This window comes from Planctomycetia bacterium, from assembly GCA_015075745.1.
Lineage (GTDB): Bacteria > Planctomycetota > Phycisphaerae > UBA1845 > UTPLA1 > UTPLA1.
Genome location: JABTTW010000001.1, coordinates 2,192,427 through 2,207,949 on the forward strand (window position 1 = coordinate 2,192,427; position 15,523 = coordinate 2,207,949).

The 15,523-nt window shown below is 60.5% G+C and carries 15 protein-coding genes; 4 read left to right on the forward strand and 11 right to left on the reverse strand.

The genetic code is table 11. The annotated features are described in order from the left end of the window. Positions 1-3 precede the first annotated feature (3 nt). A complete protein-coding gene (locus HS101_08610) occupies positions 4-966 on the reverse strand; it encodes a hypothetical protein (protein MBE7506330.1) in 963 nt (320 codons plus the stop codon). Between the two features lie 62 nt (positions 967-1,028). Further along, the gene (locus HS101_08615; GenBank protein MBE7506331.1) at positions 1,029-1,895 is read right to left on the reverse strand and encodes a hypothetical protein; all 867 of its coding nucleotides are present in this window, start codon (positions 1,893-1,895) and stop codon (positions 1,029-1,031) included. A 614-nt stretch (positions 1,896-2,509) separates the two neighbouring features. Between HS101_08615 and HS101_08620 the strand changes: the two genes are divergently transcribed. Then, positions 2,510-5,185 (forward strand): hypothetical protein, encoded by a 2,676-nt coding sequence (locus HS101_08620; GenBank protein ID MBE7506332.1) that lies wholly within the window; start codon positions 2,510-2,512, stop codon positions 5,183-5,185. 41 nt (positions 5,186-5,226) lie between these two features. On the opposite strand, the gene HS101_08625 is transcribed toward HS101_08620, so the two are convergent. The 7 genes from HS101_08625 to HS101_08655 all read right to left on the reverse strand — a co-directional run bounded on the left by HS101_08625 (position 5,227) and on the right by HS101_08655 (position 11,361). After that, complete coding sequence (locus HS101_08625) at positions 5,227-8,352, reverse strand: adenylate/guanylate cyclase domain-containing protein (protein ID MBE7506333.1); 3,126 nt, start codon at positions 8,350-8,352, stop codon at positions 5,227-5,229. Between the two features lie 129 nt (positions 8,353-8,481). After that, positions 8,482-8,910 carry a hypothetical protein gene (locus HS101_08630; protein ID MBE7506334.1) on the reverse strand — a complete coding sequence of 143 codons (429 nt, stop codon included), beginning with the start codon at positions 8,908-8,910 and terminating at the stop codon, positions 8,482-8,484. A 16-nt stretch (positions 8,911-8,926) separates the two neighbouring features. Beyond that, positions 8,927-9,283: a type II toxin-antitoxin system PemK/MazF family toxin gene (locus HS101_08635; protein MBE7506335.1), complete on the reverse strand. Its 357-nt coding sequence runs from the start codon at positions 9,281-9,283 to the stop codon at positions 8,927-8,929. Positions 9,284-9,301: 18 nt separating this feature from the next. Then, positions 9,302-9,532 carry a hypothetical protein gene (locus HS101_08640; GenBank protein ID MBE7506336.1) on the reverse strand — a complete coding sequence of 77 codons (231 nt, stop codon included), beginning with the start codon at positions 9,530-9,532 and terminating at the stop codon, positions 9,302-9,304. Then, positions 9,519-9,956: a hypothetical protein gene (locus HS101_08645; protein ID MBE7506337.1), complete on the reverse strand. Its 438-nt coding sequence runs from the start codon at positions 9,954-9,956 to the stop codon at positions 9,519-9,521. Before HS101_08645 ends, HS101_08640 begins: the two co-directional genes overlap by 14 nt. 88 nt (positions 9,957-10,044) lie before the next feature. Then, complete coding sequence (locus HS101_08650) at positions 10,045-10,416, reverse strand: hypothetical protein (protein ID MBE7506338.1); 372 nt, start codon at positions 10,414-10,416, stop codon at positions 10,045-10,047. 627 nt (positions 10,417-11,043) lie between these two features. Beyond that, positions 11,044-11,361: a hypothetical protein gene (locus HS101_08655; protein ID MBE7506339.1), complete on the reverse strand. Its 318-nt coding sequence runs from the start codon at positions 11,359-11,361 to the stop codon at positions 11,044-11,046. Positions 11,362-11,633: 272 nt separating this feature from the next. Here HS101_08655 and HS101_08660 point away from each other — a divergent pair, with 272 nt between their 5' ends. The 3 genes from HS101_08660 to HS101_08670 all read left to right on the forward strand — a co-directional run bounded on the left by HS101_08660 (position 11,634) and on the right by HS101_08670 (position 13,756). Next, positions 11,634-12,314, forward strand: coding sequence for an RNA polymerase sigma factor (locus tag HS101_08660; protein MBE7506340.1), 681 nt, complete (start codon positions 11,634-11,636; stop codon positions 12,312-12,314). Then, the gene (locus HS101_08665; GenBank protein ID MBE7506341.1) at positions 12,311-13,159 is read left to right on the forward strand and encodes a hypothetical protein; all 849 of its coding nucleotides are present in this window, start codon (positions 12,311-12,313) and stop codon (positions 13,157-13,159) included. Before HS101_08660 ends, HS101_08665 begins: the two co-directional genes overlap by 4 nt. Positions 13,160-13,360: 201 nt before the next feature. Further along, on the forward strand, positions 13,361-13,756 hold the full coding sequence (locus HS101_08670) for a zinc-ribbon domain containing protein (protein ID MBE7506342.1): 396 nt from the start codon (positions 13,361-13,363) through the stop codon (positions 13,754-13,756). A gap of 57 nt (positions 13,757-13,813) precedes the next feature. Here the strand turns inward: HS101_08670 and kdsA are convergent, their stop codons facing one another. Together kdsA and HS101_08680 are read right to left on the reverse strand one after the other, a co-directional pair. Continuing rightward, on the reverse strand, positions 13,814-14,647 hold the full coding sequence (gene kdsA / locus HS101_08675) for a 3-deoxy-8-phosphooctulonate synthase (GenBank protein ID MBE7506343.1): 834 nt from the start codon (positions 14,645-14,647) through the stop codon (positions 13,814-13,816). Between the two features lie 77 nt (positions 14,648-14,724). After that, positions 14,725-15,507 (reverse strand): histidine phosphatase family protein, encoded by a 783-nt coding sequence (locus HS101_08680; protein ID MBE7506344.1) that lies wholly within the window; start codon positions 15,505-15,507, stop codon positions 14,725-14,727. Positions 15,508-15,523: the final 16 nt, after the last annotated feature.

Here is a 15,523-nt window from a genome sequence, read left to right on the forward strand (position 1 = left end):
GATCTACGACATTTCCACCAGCGCCTGTCGCAAGAGCGGCAGCAGGATTTCGTGATGACCGGTGACGTGAAGCCCGCGCCCCTTCTGCACCGGGCGGCCGATGACGTTTTCGCTGGGGCGATAGTGGCGGATCATGTCGAGATTCGCCGTGGTGATGTCGTCGAGGTTGGCGCCGAGGTTTCTCGCCACGGACACCGCCTTCAAGAACACTTCCGGTAGCAGGACTGCCGAGCCGACATTCACCCACACGCCCGCCGGCGCGCCGCCCTTCGCGCCTGCCATGTCGGCGACGACGGCGCAGATCAGTCGGAAGTCAATCGTGCTTCGGGCCGCCAGGTCGCTGTCGCAGACGGATTGATGAACGTGAATTGTGTCGGTCCCCAAGGCGACGTGCACGCTTGCAGGCATTCCCAGCCGAGCCGCGGTGGCGAGCAGGCTCAGCTTCGCGTTCGGCGGATTGGTCTGCGTCAGGTGCGCGCCCAGCGCCGCGCCCAGCCCCGCTTCCTTCGGCGCCGCGGCCAGGGCATCAGCGAAGAACTTCGGCGTCTCCTGCACCATGCCGAAGCTGCCGTCCTTGATGGTGTCGGCGACCTCTTCGCTGGTCTGACCGAAGATCGCGACCTCAATATCGTGAATCGCCGTCGCTCCGTTCATCGCCAGCGCCGTGACGAGCCCGCGCTCCATGAGGTCGCAGATGATCGGCGAGCAGCCGACTTTAACGACGTGAGCGCCGAGCGCGAAGACGACGGGCCGATCGGCGCGGCGGGCTTCGACAACGGCCGTGACGAGTTTCTTCAGTGAGTTCGTGGCGAGATACGGCGGGAGACTCTCCCAGAAGTCGCGAAAGCTCGCGCCCTTGTCGGGAAGGCCCGCCGTCGCGTGGGCGTCGAACTTGTGGGCCCGATCGGAGATCGAGTAGGTGCGCAGGGCGGCCAAGTCGACGGGTTGATATTTTTTGCGTGCCATAGGCTTGGCTCCGCGACCGCCGCGTGGCGATCACGGCCCACATCCTAACCGTGGCCCGAGCCTCAGGCCACCGCCAGCCCGCTGCCGAGTCTCGCAAGCTCCTCCTCGTCGGCCGGATGATCCCAGCCCAGCCGGCGCTCCCGCGACATCGTGCGGAGCCGGGCGAACACCGTATCCTTCTCCAGCCGCTGGGCCACCAATTCGCGGAAGCGATCTTCGCAGCGCGTGACGCGGCCGATGGAAGAGCCCGTCCGGCCGGCGACCTGTCGAATCGACGTGCGGGCCGACTCCTCGGGGATCTCCCAACGCTCGCTCATGCAGGCTTCGAGGAGCGATTGATAGTCCGCTCGTCCGAAGGGTGAGGCCTTCATCTCGCGCAGTGCGTCGCGCATCGCCGAGTCGAGTCGATCGCGCGCCAGGTCGCCGATCGAAACGCGAGCGGCGCCGGACGGCTCATCGCCTGCTCGCCACTGCGATCTACTGCCCATCGATCGCCGCAGTCGGGTAGTCGGCTCGTTCAGGCTTTCGACCGATGGCGGGGCATCGGGCCGATGACGGTCTTCATCTGGCACGGCCCTTCGCCGGCGATGCAGCGACTGGCCGGCGGCGCGGCGCTGGGTGATGAACGGCACGCGGACGAGGGAGTCGTTCTCCTGAGCGTAGCGCCGCATGGCGAATCGAATGCGCGCGACGGCGTAGGCCCCGAATGGCCCGTGCTGCCGCGGATCGTGTGTGCGCAGGGCCTCGGCCAGCGCGACCGACCCTTCCTGAAAGAGCTCCTCGTGCGACCGGCCGATCTTCCCGCGGCGCGCCAGGCGATCGAAATGGCGGATGGTCCAATGGACCAGCGGCAGATTCCGACGGACGATCTCCTGCTGGGCGAGGCTTAGGGAGGTGAGCGGAATCTGAGTTTCAGTCGGCAGCTTCATGGCGCCTCCTAACAAGGACGAAGGGATGGACCGGCGACTCGGCACCGGCGGCCCCAAGCCGCCACCGGCAAGATCAGCCTACACTATTATACCTAACAAAAACCGAATTTCTGGCTCGAATGGAGAAATGACAGGCTGTGCGTATCCCATGGTCGCGCAACCCTTTGCTGGCACGATGGCTGTGTTACTATAATGGCGGGCGACAGTTTTGGAGATACACGCCGTTTGGAACGGGCCGGGGGCATGCTTGATATTCAGGGTAATCTGCTTACGATATCCAGGCAGGCACGCCAACTAAGGAGGAAATCAGGATGATATTGATGATTGTTCCCCGCACGAGAATCGGCAGGCCCTTGTCGTTGGCCCTGGCATTGACTTGTTTATTGTCGGCTTCACAGGTCGCACTGTCTTCGCCTCCCTATTGGAGGAACGATACTCGCACTGCTACGTCGAGATATGAACATGCGATGGCATATGACTCCCTGAGACATCGACTTGTGATGTTCGGCGGTAGTCGAAAATATGACAATTACACGAACGATACGTGGGAGCGTGATGGCACCGTCTGGACTTGCCGTGGAGGAGGAGGGCCAGCTGCCCGTGAAGGGCACGCCATGGCGTTTGACGCCGCCCGTGGCCGCGTTGTGCTATTCGGTGGGGAAATCGGATTCCAGAGAAGTCGAGAAACGTGGGAATGGGACGGTTTTGCCTGGGTACTCAAGTCGAACACCGGTCCGAATAGACGCCGAGACTCCGCCATGGCGTTCGATCCATTGCGTGGAAGAGTAGTTCTTTTTGGCGGGCAGGACAGCAGTTACTTCTCAGACACATGGGAGTGGAACGGTACATCGTGGATACAGATTGCCACGAGCGGTCCCAGTGGCCGGAAAAATCATGCGCTGACGTATGACCCTGCTACAGACACAGTGTTACTCTTCGGCGGTTACAACGGAGTCGATCGAGGTGACACCTGGCAATTGGAAGGAACGTCGTGGACGCAGGTTGCTACCACGGGTCCTTCACCTCAGAGCGGACATGTCATGGCAGGGGATATTGCTCACGGGAAAACACTGCTCCTGGGGAGTCAAAGCGGCACTGATAGCCAATCCGAAACCTGGATTTGGAACGGTTCGGTGTGGGAGTTTGCAGCGATCGGCGGTCCACCAGCACGAACAGCTTCCGCGATGGCATACGATCCGGATCGGGCTCGCGTGGTCGTTTTTGGTGGCCTCTCGCTGAACTCCTCAACACAGGATCTGGATGAAACCTGGGAATGGGACGGTTCGCTATGGACTCAGTTTGCCGGCGCTGGTCGGACGGCGAGATACGAACATTCGATGGTATATGACTCTGCGAGGTCTAAACTCGTACTCTTTGGGGGTACCGAAAAATCGCTATCAAGTGCTCGCCGGGATACTTTGGAATCTTCCAAAGATGGCTGGGAACTGCGATCTCTCATCGGGCCATCGGCACGTTGGGGACAATCGGTAGCCGTTTTGGGTTCGCAGGGCAAGACGCTGTTGTTTGGAGGAAAGGACGTAACCGGGACTTGCCTTGGAGATACATGGGAATGGAATGGCACAAACTGGAATCAGAGAATCGTTACCGGGCCATCGTGCCGTGATCACGCTGCCATGACTTACGACCCCCTTCGCGATCGAGTTGTTCTGTTTGGTGGAATACTCATTTCCGGAGGCGCGTCAGGCGAGACGTGGGAGTGGGACGGGAATAATTGGGCGATGGTGTCGTCAACCGGACCCCATTCTCGCTCAGGTCACACACTGATTTTTGATGAGACGCGAGGTACCGTGCTTCTATTCGGTGGAAAGGTTGGGACATCGTACAACGGCGAAACCTGGGAGTGGGACGGCTCAACCTGGAGTTTACTTTCTTCAGGTGGACCTCCTGCGCGCGCGTACCATGCGATGGTCTATGACAATGCCCGAAACAAGGCGGTACTGTTCGGCGGGTTTAGTTTCTCATCAGGAACTGGGACATTCTACGCAGATACCTGGGAATGGGATGGACTGACATGGCTCCAACGCTCCAGTGGTGGGCCGATAGGGCGCTATGGCCACGCGATGGCGTTTGATGAGCAGGCAGGTGAGACTGTCCTGTACGGCGGCGTGTATTCTAACAATATCCAAGGTTCTCCAGTGATCCCATTGGGTGATGAGTGGAGATGGAACGGCACTGAGTGGGTTCAGGAATCGACAAGGTCCAGGGGCCCGAGTCCACGGTCCGCTGCAGCATTTGCTTACGACTCTCTTCGTGACAGAGCGATACTGTTCGGTGGATGGACTGTTCAGTCGAACCTCACAAGCCTCGGAGAGACATGGGAATTGTCGAATCAAGAATGGACATTACTCTCCAACGCGGGACCCGGCCCTCTCGGCGGCAGCGCAATGGCATACGATCCGGCAAGAGATAGGATGGTGATGTTCGGAGGCGCAGAGAGTCTGGGCTCGCCAGTGCGAAAAACATGGGAATGGGATGGGAATTCATGGTCGCTTGTGAGCACGGCTGGACCACCTGCCCTTTATTACTCGACGATGATCTTCGATGACGTCGCCAATCGCTTGATCCTTTTCGGCGGCCTCGGTTCGGGCGGAGCCCGAAACGGGGAAACCTGGGCATGGGATGGAATTTCTTGGACTTTGTTAGCAAGTACGGGACCAAGCCCGAGATACGGACATCGAATGGCATATGATCAGGCGAGATCGCGTATCGTCCTGTTCGGTGGATTTCATTCGGGTAGCAGCTATTTTTCCGACACATGGGAGTGGGATGGAGTGAGCTGGACTCAAGTGGTGGCAAGCGGCCCAAGCGGCCGATCAAGTCATGCAATGTCCTACGACTCGCGGCGTGGTGCGACAATTCTTTTCGGTGGATACGCAGTCATTTCTTCAGTTGAGCAATTCTACAACGATACCTGGGAATGGAACGGAAGCACATGGACACAATTGCCGATTCAAGCCCCAAGTGCTCGTGGGAGTCATTCCATGCTCTATGACTCACACTGCGGGCACGTCAACGTCTTCGGCGGCAGCCGAAAGGGCGGAACCGTTTACGAGGACTTGAACGATTTGTGGACTCTGATTATTCCCATTCTTGACGCGGACCTCGACGGCAGCGGCGTAGCCGACGGCAACGACATCATGTACTTAATGCACGCAATCGCTGGGGGCTCAACAGACAATAACGATCTCGATCACGCTGATTTCGATATGAACGGCATTATTGGCGTCGGCGATATCCAAGGCTTCGTCAACAAGATCATCAGCGAGTAGATTGCAGCCGCAGTAGCAATTCCAGTTGCACACTGGTTGTCCTACTTTTCCTTCAACTCCAGCGCCCCGGCCCAATCATCGTCCGGGGGGAAGGTCTTGAATTCCTGGCAGGCGTCGATGTAGCGGCTGGCACCCGCGTCGTCGAAGCGGCGGGCGAGCATGCGCGTGAAGTGCACGATGCACTCGTCCCACTTGCGACTCTTGTACAGCTCCACGCCGGCCTCGAAGCGCTCGATGTATTCCTTCTGCTCCGGCGTGAGCTGACCGCGGCGGCAGACGACTTCATAGACCGGCACTGTCTTGGCCTTGCCCTTGACCTGAAGCTCGGCGAGGTATCGAAAATCGTAACTGTCGCGGACCAGCTCGCGCGTGGGACCGCTGACCATGATGCTGGTGCCGAAGACCTTGTTCGCCGGCTCCAGCCTCGCGGCAAGATTCACCACGTCGCCGATGACGGTGTAGTCGGCCTTGAGTTCCGAGCCCATGTCGCCGTTCATGGCGAATCCGCTGGCCAGGCCGGTGCGCATACTCAGCGTATCGAAGACTCGCGACGCCGAATCGTTCTTGCGCTCGACCTTTAACTTCTCCAGCTCCTCCATGGCGTTTAGGGCCGTTTCCACCGCCGCATGGGCGTGCTCCTTCATGGGGTCCACCGAGGCATTGAAGAACGCCATGATGCCGTCGCCCATGAACTTGTTCAGCAGGCCGCGCCGCGCCCAGATAACTTCGCTCATGCGGTGAAGGTAGGTATTGAGCACGTGCTGGATCGTCTCCGCAGTCTCCGCCTCGCTTAGCGAAGTAAAGCCGGCAAGGTCGGAGAAGAAGCATGTCACCTCTCGCTTCTGAACGGTCTTGAAGGCCTGGGCCGCCTGCGGGTTCTCGGCGATCTTCGCGGCGATGGCGGGAGCGGTGTATTGACCGAGCTGCTTGGCGAAGAGCCGCTTTTCGCGCTCGGCGGTCAGTTGGCGATAAAGCGTGACGAAGGCCCACGAGACGAAGAGACAGATCTCCGGTCCGGCGAGCGGCGCCCAGATGTCCATGCGGCGGAAAAGGGCTTCGCAGTTGAGACCGGCGTAGGCCACCATCAGGCCGATTGTCGAAATCAGCGCGGCGCGCGGTGCAAGCGTGGCGGTCGCAAGGCTGACGAGCGCTCCGCCGAGCAGGCAGATGGCGACGCCCAGCCAATGCGGCGCGATATGGATCGGGCGATTCTGCACGATGGCGTTGAAGACGTTGGCGTGGCACATGACCCCGTTGGTGCGGCCGTCGATGGGCGTAGTCACGATGTCGCCCTGCGCCGTCGCGGCGAAGCCGAGGAAGACGATCTTGTCGGCGAGACGCTCGGAAAGCTCTGCCTGCACGGCGACGATGGACTGCCGCAGCGATTCGTTCGCGCCCTCCAGCGCGGCGATGTCCTGATCGATCACACGAGCCGCGTCGCGAAAGCGCTTTGCGTCGGCGGCAAGCAGCGGGTCGGCCGCGATCTCCGCCTCGGGAATCTCCGCCAGGTCGGCAACGGACATCTTGATGAATGAGACCGCATTCTTCTGCTCGGACTGAAGCGCCTCGAGCAGCTTCGCCGCCTCGGCCTCCATCGCGGCGATTTCCTCTTCCGGCAGGTCGCGCCGCAGCCGCGCCATCCTCGCCTTGCGCGCCAGTTCGAGCTGCCGGTTCACTTTCAGGCGATAAGGGCTATCAGCCGCTCGTGCCGTACCGCCGTCACCCGTTTCTCCCGACTCGATGACCAGTTCACCCTTCGATGCCGCGACGATCTCGGCAAGTTTGTAGTTGATGGCCGTCTCGTTGTCGGCCAGCTCGCGCTGGGCTTCGATGATGGTCATCAACTTGGCCGCCGTGATGTGCGGCATGTCCTTGCCGGTTCGCCACTGGGTGCCCGTGCCGGTCCAGTGAATGATCAGTCCGCCGTTGCCGTCCAGCGGAAGCGTGATGGCGTTGGGCGCGGCCCCCAGTTGCAGGTTACCATTTTCATTCACTCGCGCCGGGCTTTCCGCCGCGTCGCTCAGGCCCATTACCTGTGCCGCCGCCGAAAGGCCCAGGTGCATGACGCCTTCACCGCCGCCGACGTCCATGAGCACCGGCACGCGGCGCACGGGCCCGTCCTCGTCGGCGTGGAAGTTGACCGCCGCGACGTGCATGGAGGCCTTGGCGAGCGGTGCAATCAGGGGCGTCACCTCGGCACTGACGAAAATCGGTCCGCCTTCCTTCAGGGGGATGGCCGCCTTCTGCATCGTGGCGAGGCGCGACTGGTACCAGTCGAACGCGGCGAGGACGTCTGCCCGATCGGCGGTGCGGCGATTCATCTGAGCGCCCAGCGTGGCGCGAAGCACGTCATCCAGCGCCGGCGGCCGTCCGGTCTCCTGGGCGAACGATTTCCAGCTCTTGGCGACCCAATGCCGCGCGGCCAGTCGCTTCGTCCCGGCGATGACCCGGGATATCTCCGTCGTCGGTCTGCCGATTCGTCCGGCAAGCCCTTCGACGGTCAGCGTAAAATCGCGGTCCAGCTCTTCAAGGATGCGCGTGCGGAGAAATTCCCGTTCGACCGCCATGCGCGTGGCGACGTCGCGCCTCAGGCCCAGGTCGCCGATCGCGTGATCGACATCCCAGGCGTCGTGCTCCTTTCGCCAGTGCTGCAATCTCAGCGCAAGCGGCGGAGCATCGTTCGGTGCGCGCGGGTCGAACTCGGCCGACATGATGACGTTGCCGGCCCGGCGGATTGCGTCGGCCAACTCCAGATCGCCGAAGACCTTGTTCTCCTCGGAGATCGCGCCGACGGCCTGCACATCTTCGCCGGGCAGGCCCTGCAGGGTGGGGTCATCGTAGTAGATGGTTTCGCGCTCGGAGAAGAGGAAGTCCACCATGATGAGCTTCGGCTGGAACTCGGACAGAGTGCGGACGAGGCTGGCCATCTGACGCCGCTTCCACGGCCACCGGCCGAAACGCTCAACGGCGCTGTCGTCGATGTCGACATGCACGATGCGCGGGTCGGCCTTGAGCGAATTGAAGTTTCGCATGCGCCAGTCGAAGGTCAGCAGCTCCGACTTGCGATCGCCCGGCGCGGAGAAAAAGTAGGCCGTCACCGTGGTCGTCACGGTGAGGCCGATGAGCAGGCCCAGAAACTGCTGGAGTCGTCGTCGATTGCTGAACATTTGTACCGGGCAGGTAGCCTATCCGGTGGACGGAGAAATGAGAATCGTCGGGAGTGTGAACAATTCGTGATTCCCTGAATCCGCGGGGCGAAGTCGCAGGCCGCGCAAAACCTGAGCAGGCCGTTGCCATCAGGAGATCGGCAGGCGCTTTCTCGATTTGCCGGCGAGTCTTGCGGGGACGGTCGGCAACCTGATGCGCAGCCTGCGGTATTGCGCCTTCATGAATTGCAGGGCAAGGTAGGTGTGACACCGATCGACGCGCGGGTTCTTCTCGGTCGGGCAGGAGCAGCCAATGAAGACGTCTTCGGCGGCGGCCAAAGCGGCGAGCTCGTCGAAGGGCCGGCGATCCTCGCGGAAGCGCTGCGCGATGAGTTTGCGGTACTCAGCGGCGAACTTCTTCCACGCCGCATCGGTGCCGACGGCGAGGAAGGCCGCGGCCATCTCCTTGGTGGGGCGAAGAACATGCCGCGTGCGAAACCGCGAATCCTGCCGAACGCCGACCGGCAGAGGATCACTCGGCGGACGCCTGCCGCGATAAATTTTGTAGCGAGCGAGCAATTGAGCCACTCCGGCTTCACAGCGGTCGGGCATTTAATCGTCGGACCAGAGCCACGACTTCCAACAACTTGCTCGTCGGGACAAAGCCCATGGTCTCAACGATGTCGCTTTGCTTGATCGTCACCAGCCAGTCACAGACCGCTGCGCTTCGCTTGACCAGGCCGGTAGATGTACGAATCGGCGGTCGCGCCCACGGAAGTTCCACCATGTTCTGCGGCGTCGGAGTTACGAAGGAACTGGTCACCGCCACCGCCACTAACGGGGAATCCAGAATGATCTCGCTTGTCGATGTGAGGATGACCGCCGGGCACACTTTGACGTTGCCACGGGGATCGGTCACGCGAACGCGAACGACATCGCCCTGTTTGCTCAACGAATTGCTCTCGTTCGATTATTCGTTACCAACGGCGAAGGGATCGTCGTCCTCGTCAAACCATGCCTGAGGGGGCTGGTTCCTGGGGTCCGCCGCCCAGACAAGGAGGTCCGACGCGGCAGGCGTCGACTCAGCGAGCCGCTTCGAGAGGTCGGCGATTCCTGTGCGCTGCGTGCGGACAGTCGGATGCCACTCCATGACATTGCTGGAAACTTCGTCGGTTGTCGCAGGCGTACTATTCCCCGTCATTTCCTTGTCCGCCTTTTTCTGTGGTTTCAATGGCCGTTACTAACAGCGGCCGTTGCTGCAAGATTTCCTCGTCAGCCTTAATCATGACCCAATATTTTCCCGGCTGCTCAAGAATAATGTCTCGCAATCGAATGTGCATGTCCTGAACAGCAAGCGGATCGCTAAAGCGCGCCGGCCCTTCCATCGTTAACACCTCGAGGCCGGATTGCTCGTGCTCGATGCAGAGTTTCAAATTGTAACTGCCCTGTCCGTTCGTCAACGTCACGAGGACGGACATTCGGGGGTGCCGACAAGGAAACACCCGCGATCGAATCTGGTTAAACGTCCCGACAAGAATGAGGTTCTTCGTCTCCTCGTCCCTGTAGATCTCGTTGCAGATCACGATCGAGATGCACTGCAATCTCTCAGGATTGGGTTCCGACACGCAGCATCCTTAAACAAATCCCAAAAAACCGCTTCGCCCTAATTCTAGATTATCGACATCCCAATGACAACGAATTCGTAGGTCGCCGTTATTCGGACCCGACCGCCCGATTCCCAGAACCAGCAACACGGGTTGATTGGGCGAACTGCTGTCCGCACTCCGGGCAGATGCCGCTGACGTTGCCGGTGAGGTCGTAGCTACAGTTAAGGCAATGGTCGGCGTCTTCATAGCTGATCTTCCACCTGATCAATGGGTACGCGACCCTTGCCGTAGTGTAGGAAATAAGCATTGCAACGAATAAGACGGTGATGACGCGCATGGTTTCCGGAAAATGCAATGTTTCGCGCATGAAATCATCGAGACTACCCGGCGAGAAAATGGCATCGATCAACTCAAATAAGAATGGCATTGCAAAAAGAGTCGCAACGCAGATGATTGCCGCGACGATCTTGGAAGTCACGTTTCCCAAGCGGTCGCGGACGACCGTTCGAAATGTCCGGCCTTTCCACCGATAGCGGATGAAGGCTCGACGCCACGAAAGCACAGCACATAGACCAAAGACTGCGCTCGGCATCACAATGGGTATAATGCATGTCCGAAGTGTACTTGACTGCGTTGTCACGGATGAATACGAAGGAATCCAGTCTGATCGACCTGTCTTGAAGACCCACCAACTCCACACGGGGCTGTTGCTTATTGAAAAACCTTGAAGCGAGCTGTTCCCGGGAGCGGAGAGGATTGGCAGCCCCAGCACTAACTGTCCGTCTTCGATTGCCCAAACCCGATACAGGGCGAGTCCCTGGTAAGGACTGGGTAAACCTTTAAGATTGGCAGGCGAAGCAGCCATCGTGCAAAAGGAGAAAGAGCGGAGGTAGCTACATGCCCAGGTTCCGATGGTGACGAGAAAAAGGAGCGTGGCAAGCCAGAACCAGATCCCGAAGATTGGCCTGTTTCGCTGCACTGGTTTTCTCCCGCTAAGAAACGCAATGCGGGCAAATCGTTCTGGTCACGGGATGCTGAATCGTCAAGAGCTTGAACCTCGCAGAAACAAATCGACGAGCAGTAGCCTTGATGGGTGCGTAAATCCCTATTGCGGCAGCGTATCGTCCTCCTCATCCTCATCATCCGTGTACTTCCACGCATCCGCCTCGTCCACGTCGTCGATCTCGTGTTCCATCTGCCGGAACATCTTTTCCTGTAGCGGCTGGATGCGCTTGTACATGGCCAGTGTCGCCTCGTAGGCACTGACCATCCGGTCGAGCTTCTGCGACACCTCCGTCAGCCGCAGCATCTGCCATTTCACCAGGCACTCCGGCTCCTTGATGGTGCCGAAGGGGTCGCATGTGAATTTCATCTGCCCGTCGGGCCCGCGGGAGAAGTGCTCGCAGTCGGTGCATTGGATCATATCGGTTCGCCCCTTTCGGAGAAAATGCCGCGAAGCGCCATCCTGTCGGGCCGTTGACGAGCACGGTCAGGAGCAGGCGCCCGCCCCCTTCCGGTCCACCTAAGGATATCCTCAACCGGCGGAATCGGCACGTTTTGCCGGTTTTTTAGCGGGTTAGCGTGGTGTGTCGGGGCTGTGGCGGCGGTCGCATCAGCCGATGAATCGCTGATCCGCCCCCATAATCCGCAATCCGGGCCCGTTCTCGACACATTAAGTCTTTAGAATACGAGGTTATGCACGAGCCGAGCACGAGCCAGGGTCAGGATCGCTCGCAGCCCGAGCGCGGCAGCGCGCGGGACCGGTTTACCTCGTATTATCGCGAATCGTTCCGAGTGCTTTGGTTCACGGCCGTCGGTATCGTGGGGGATCGGTCGCTGGCCGAAGACGTCGTTCAGGAAGCGGCGATCATCGGTCTCGAAAAGTTTTCCCAGTTTCAGGACGGCACCAGCTTCCCGGCCTGGATGGGTCAAATCGTGCGTCACGTCGCATTGAACAGCATGAGGAAGGAAAACCGCCGGCGCACAAGCCCCCTGGATTCCGACGGCGAGGTTCAATCGCCGATCGGCAGTTCCAAGAACCAGCCCAATGCGAGCGACCCGGCCGCCGACCGGCAGCGGCTCGAAAGCGCGCAGCGCGGTGAGCTTGCGCCCGACCAGGGAGATTTTGACGATCGCGTGGTCCAGGCACTGGGCGAATTGACCCCGGCCGCTCGGGCATGTCTGCTGCTGCGGACGGTCGAACAAATGGAATACCGGGAAATCTCAGGAATACTGGGAATCCCCGAGGGCACGGCGATGAGCCACGTTCATCGCAGTCGTCAATTGCTCCGGGCCAGCTTGGGTAAGGTCAGCCGACCAGGAACGACCGCAGCCAATCCCGACGGCATGCCTCGTGCAACGAGTGAGGAAGCATGAGCGAGCAGGACAAAAAGAAACAGATCGCGAAATGGGTCAACGCCCATGCCGACGGCCTGCTGACGCCGGAGCAGCAGGCGCAGTTCGACCGCGCGCTCGCGTCCAACGCCTACCTTCGCAACGAGGTCGCCAAGCAGGCACGCATCGATGAATCGCTCAAACGCCGGTTCGCCGCCCCTTCCGCCGACGAGGTTCTGCGTCGGGCACTGGGCGAGAACCAGACCGCCGCGCCTGCGAAGAAGGCGAAGAAAGCGCCCAAAGCGCCGCGTCGCGACTGGTCGCCGATGGCGAAGTACGCGTCGCTCGCCGCCGCGGTCCTGCTCATGGCCGGAGCCGGTTCGTGGTATTGGCTCTACCAGCCGGACATCGGCGGCCAGACTCCGGTGGCCCGATCGTCGGGTGCGCCGCCGGTCGGCCCCCAATCGCGCGACTTAAAAGGGGTCTATGACGAGACAGTCGCCTCGGGCTTCACGCCCAAGTGGGTCTGCAAGACGGACAAGCAGTTCTTCCTGACGACCTACAACCGCTTCGGCCGGGGGCTCTTGCTCGCCGGCCTGCCGCCGGACATCAAGGCCCTAGGCTGGTCCTACGGCGTGGCCATCTCTCCTAAGACGGCCTATCTCCTTGCCGACGTGCGTGGTCATAAAGTGGTCGTGTTTATTGACGAGGCCACCTACGACGGCAAACAAAGGTCCCCGGCCGATTGCAGTCTCTACATGCATTACCGTCGGATTGACGACCTCATCCTCTACGAAATCTCCGATCTCGATCAGCCCGCCATGCTCGAGTATTTCTACTCCAAAGACATTCCCGAAGAGTGGAAATCCTCGGTCCTTCGCCCGTGAAAAACCCCTTGTTTCAGCGGTCACCCACCCCCAAAACTTGCACTTGACATTTTGGACCGGCTCGTTTTCCATTATTCTCCAGTTAGAGGGCTATGCAGGCGATCCTTCCTCGGAGCATCCTTTCCTAATGACCCGGCCGCTCGGCCGACGGATTCCCTGAGATATTTTCGCGGCAGCCGCTCTTAGCCTGAGGCCAAACCCATGGAATACACTGACAAGACCCTGATCTGTGTCGATTGTGAAGGCGAGTTCATCCACTCGGCCGACGATCAGGCCCGATACGCCGAGCGCGGGTTCACCAATGAGCCCAAGCGCTGCCGGCCTTGTCGGGACAAGCGGAAGAAGATGGGCGGCGGCGCGAACGGCCCTCGTGGCGGCGGCGGCGGTGGCGGAGGTCGAGGCGGTTTCGGCGGCGGAGGCGGCGGCATGCGCTCCGGTCCTCGCGAGCTGTTCAAGGCCACATGCTCGGAATGCGGCGTCGAGACGGAAGTCCCCTTCCAGCCCAAAGAGGGACGGCCGGTCTACTGCCGCGACTGCTATCGCTCGAAGAAGCCCGGCGGCCCGTCAGATGGCCCTCGCCACGCTGAATTCGACTGAGAATCAATCTGATCCTTTAGCTTTGATCTGATATCGCCGGTTGGGCCGAGCGGCGGGCTATCGATGCGCGCCGTCGGCGATCGCATATCTGACGCGAAGACACGCGGCGAGCAGGGCCTCCAACTCATCGAGCGGATAGACCGTCGCCGGGTCGGACTTCGCGTCTTCCGGCCGGTCATGCACTTCAAGAAAAAGCGCATCGGCGCCCGCGGCCATCGAGGTCTTGGCGAGAAGCGGCACGTACTGTCGCAGACCGCCGGATTGATGCCCCTGTCCGCCGGGAATCTGGCAACTGTGCGTCGCGTCAAAGATGACAGGGGCAAAGGCCTGCATGATCGGGATGCAGGTGAAATCATTCACCAATCGGCCATAACCGAAGAACGTGCCCCGGTCGGTGAGCAAAACGCGATCGTTCCCCTCGCCGCGGACCTTGGCCGCAGCCTGCCCCATCTGGTCCGGGGCCATGAATTGGCCCTTCTTGATATTCACGGCCCGGTGCGTTCGCGCGGCGGAGACGATGAGGTCGGTCTGCCGACAAAGGAACGCGGGGATCTGAAGGATGTCCGCCACCTCGGCAGCCGGCGCTGCCTGATCCGCGGTGTGAATGTCTGTGACAATCGGCACGCCGATTCGCTTCTTCACCTCATCCAGCGTGCGCAGGCCCTCTTCGATGCCCGGTCCGCGAAAGCCGCTGGCGCTGGTGCGATTGGCCTTGTCGAAGCTGCACTTGAAGACGTAGTGGATGCCGAGTTTCTTGCAGATGCCGGCCACCTTGTCGGCGACCATCAGGCAGTGTTCGGTCGATTCGATGATGCAGGGCCCGGCCAACAGGGCAAGTGGCTGGCCGCGACCGATCTTGAAGGAACCAATTTCTACTTCCGGGGGCGTCATCGGGGTCTCGATTTTTGTTGACCTGAAAAGTACCGAGACATCATCCTAGTCGGTTCGAATAAGCCGGGAAAGGTTCGCTAGACCATGGGCGGCCGTCGCGGCTTGATCGATCCGTCGGCATTGTAATTGGCGATTTCCGGGGCCGACAGCCCAACCAGATGGGAAGCCTCGTTCAGGCAGGCGAGCGTGCTGACGCCGTTATAAAAGCGCAGCGCGGAGATCGTCGCGTTATCGATGACATAGCGAAAACTCGGGCACGTCCCCTCGGCCAGCCAGCCATGCACCAGTCGGGACGACGGGCTGCCATGACTGATGAGGACAACCGCCGCATCGCTTTCCCCCCACCGGGCCTTGAGATGATCGGCGAGTGAGCGCATCCTTCCGTCCAGCTCGTCCGACGACTCATCGTGTGCCGGCCAGACCCATTGGCCGTCGTAATCCGGGCAGAGTTCCAGCGACGAATGGTTCTTCAGAATATCGTCGAGTTCGCCGAGTTCACTTTCGACGCGCTGTCCGTGTGGCAAGTGGTAACACTCGTGCAATTCGGGACGGAGTCTCACTCGAATATTTCCGGCGGCCGCGATCGGCAGCGCCGTCGCCAGGCACCGCTCGAACGGGCTGCTGTAAACGGCTGCGAGATTTGCGGCGGACAGTCGGCGCACCAGACGTTCGACCTGCTGAAATCCAAGCGGCGTCAACGCCGGGTTAAGGCTCTTGCTCTTTCGGGCGTTGGTCAGCGACTCGGCATGGCGAACGAGATAAACAAGCATGACGACTCCGGTAAATCCATAAGGCTGCGGCGAATCATAACCGGGCAGCCGCACGACCACCGGCCACAATTCGCCCCGGCAGGGGATCAATCCGAACTCCCCGAAA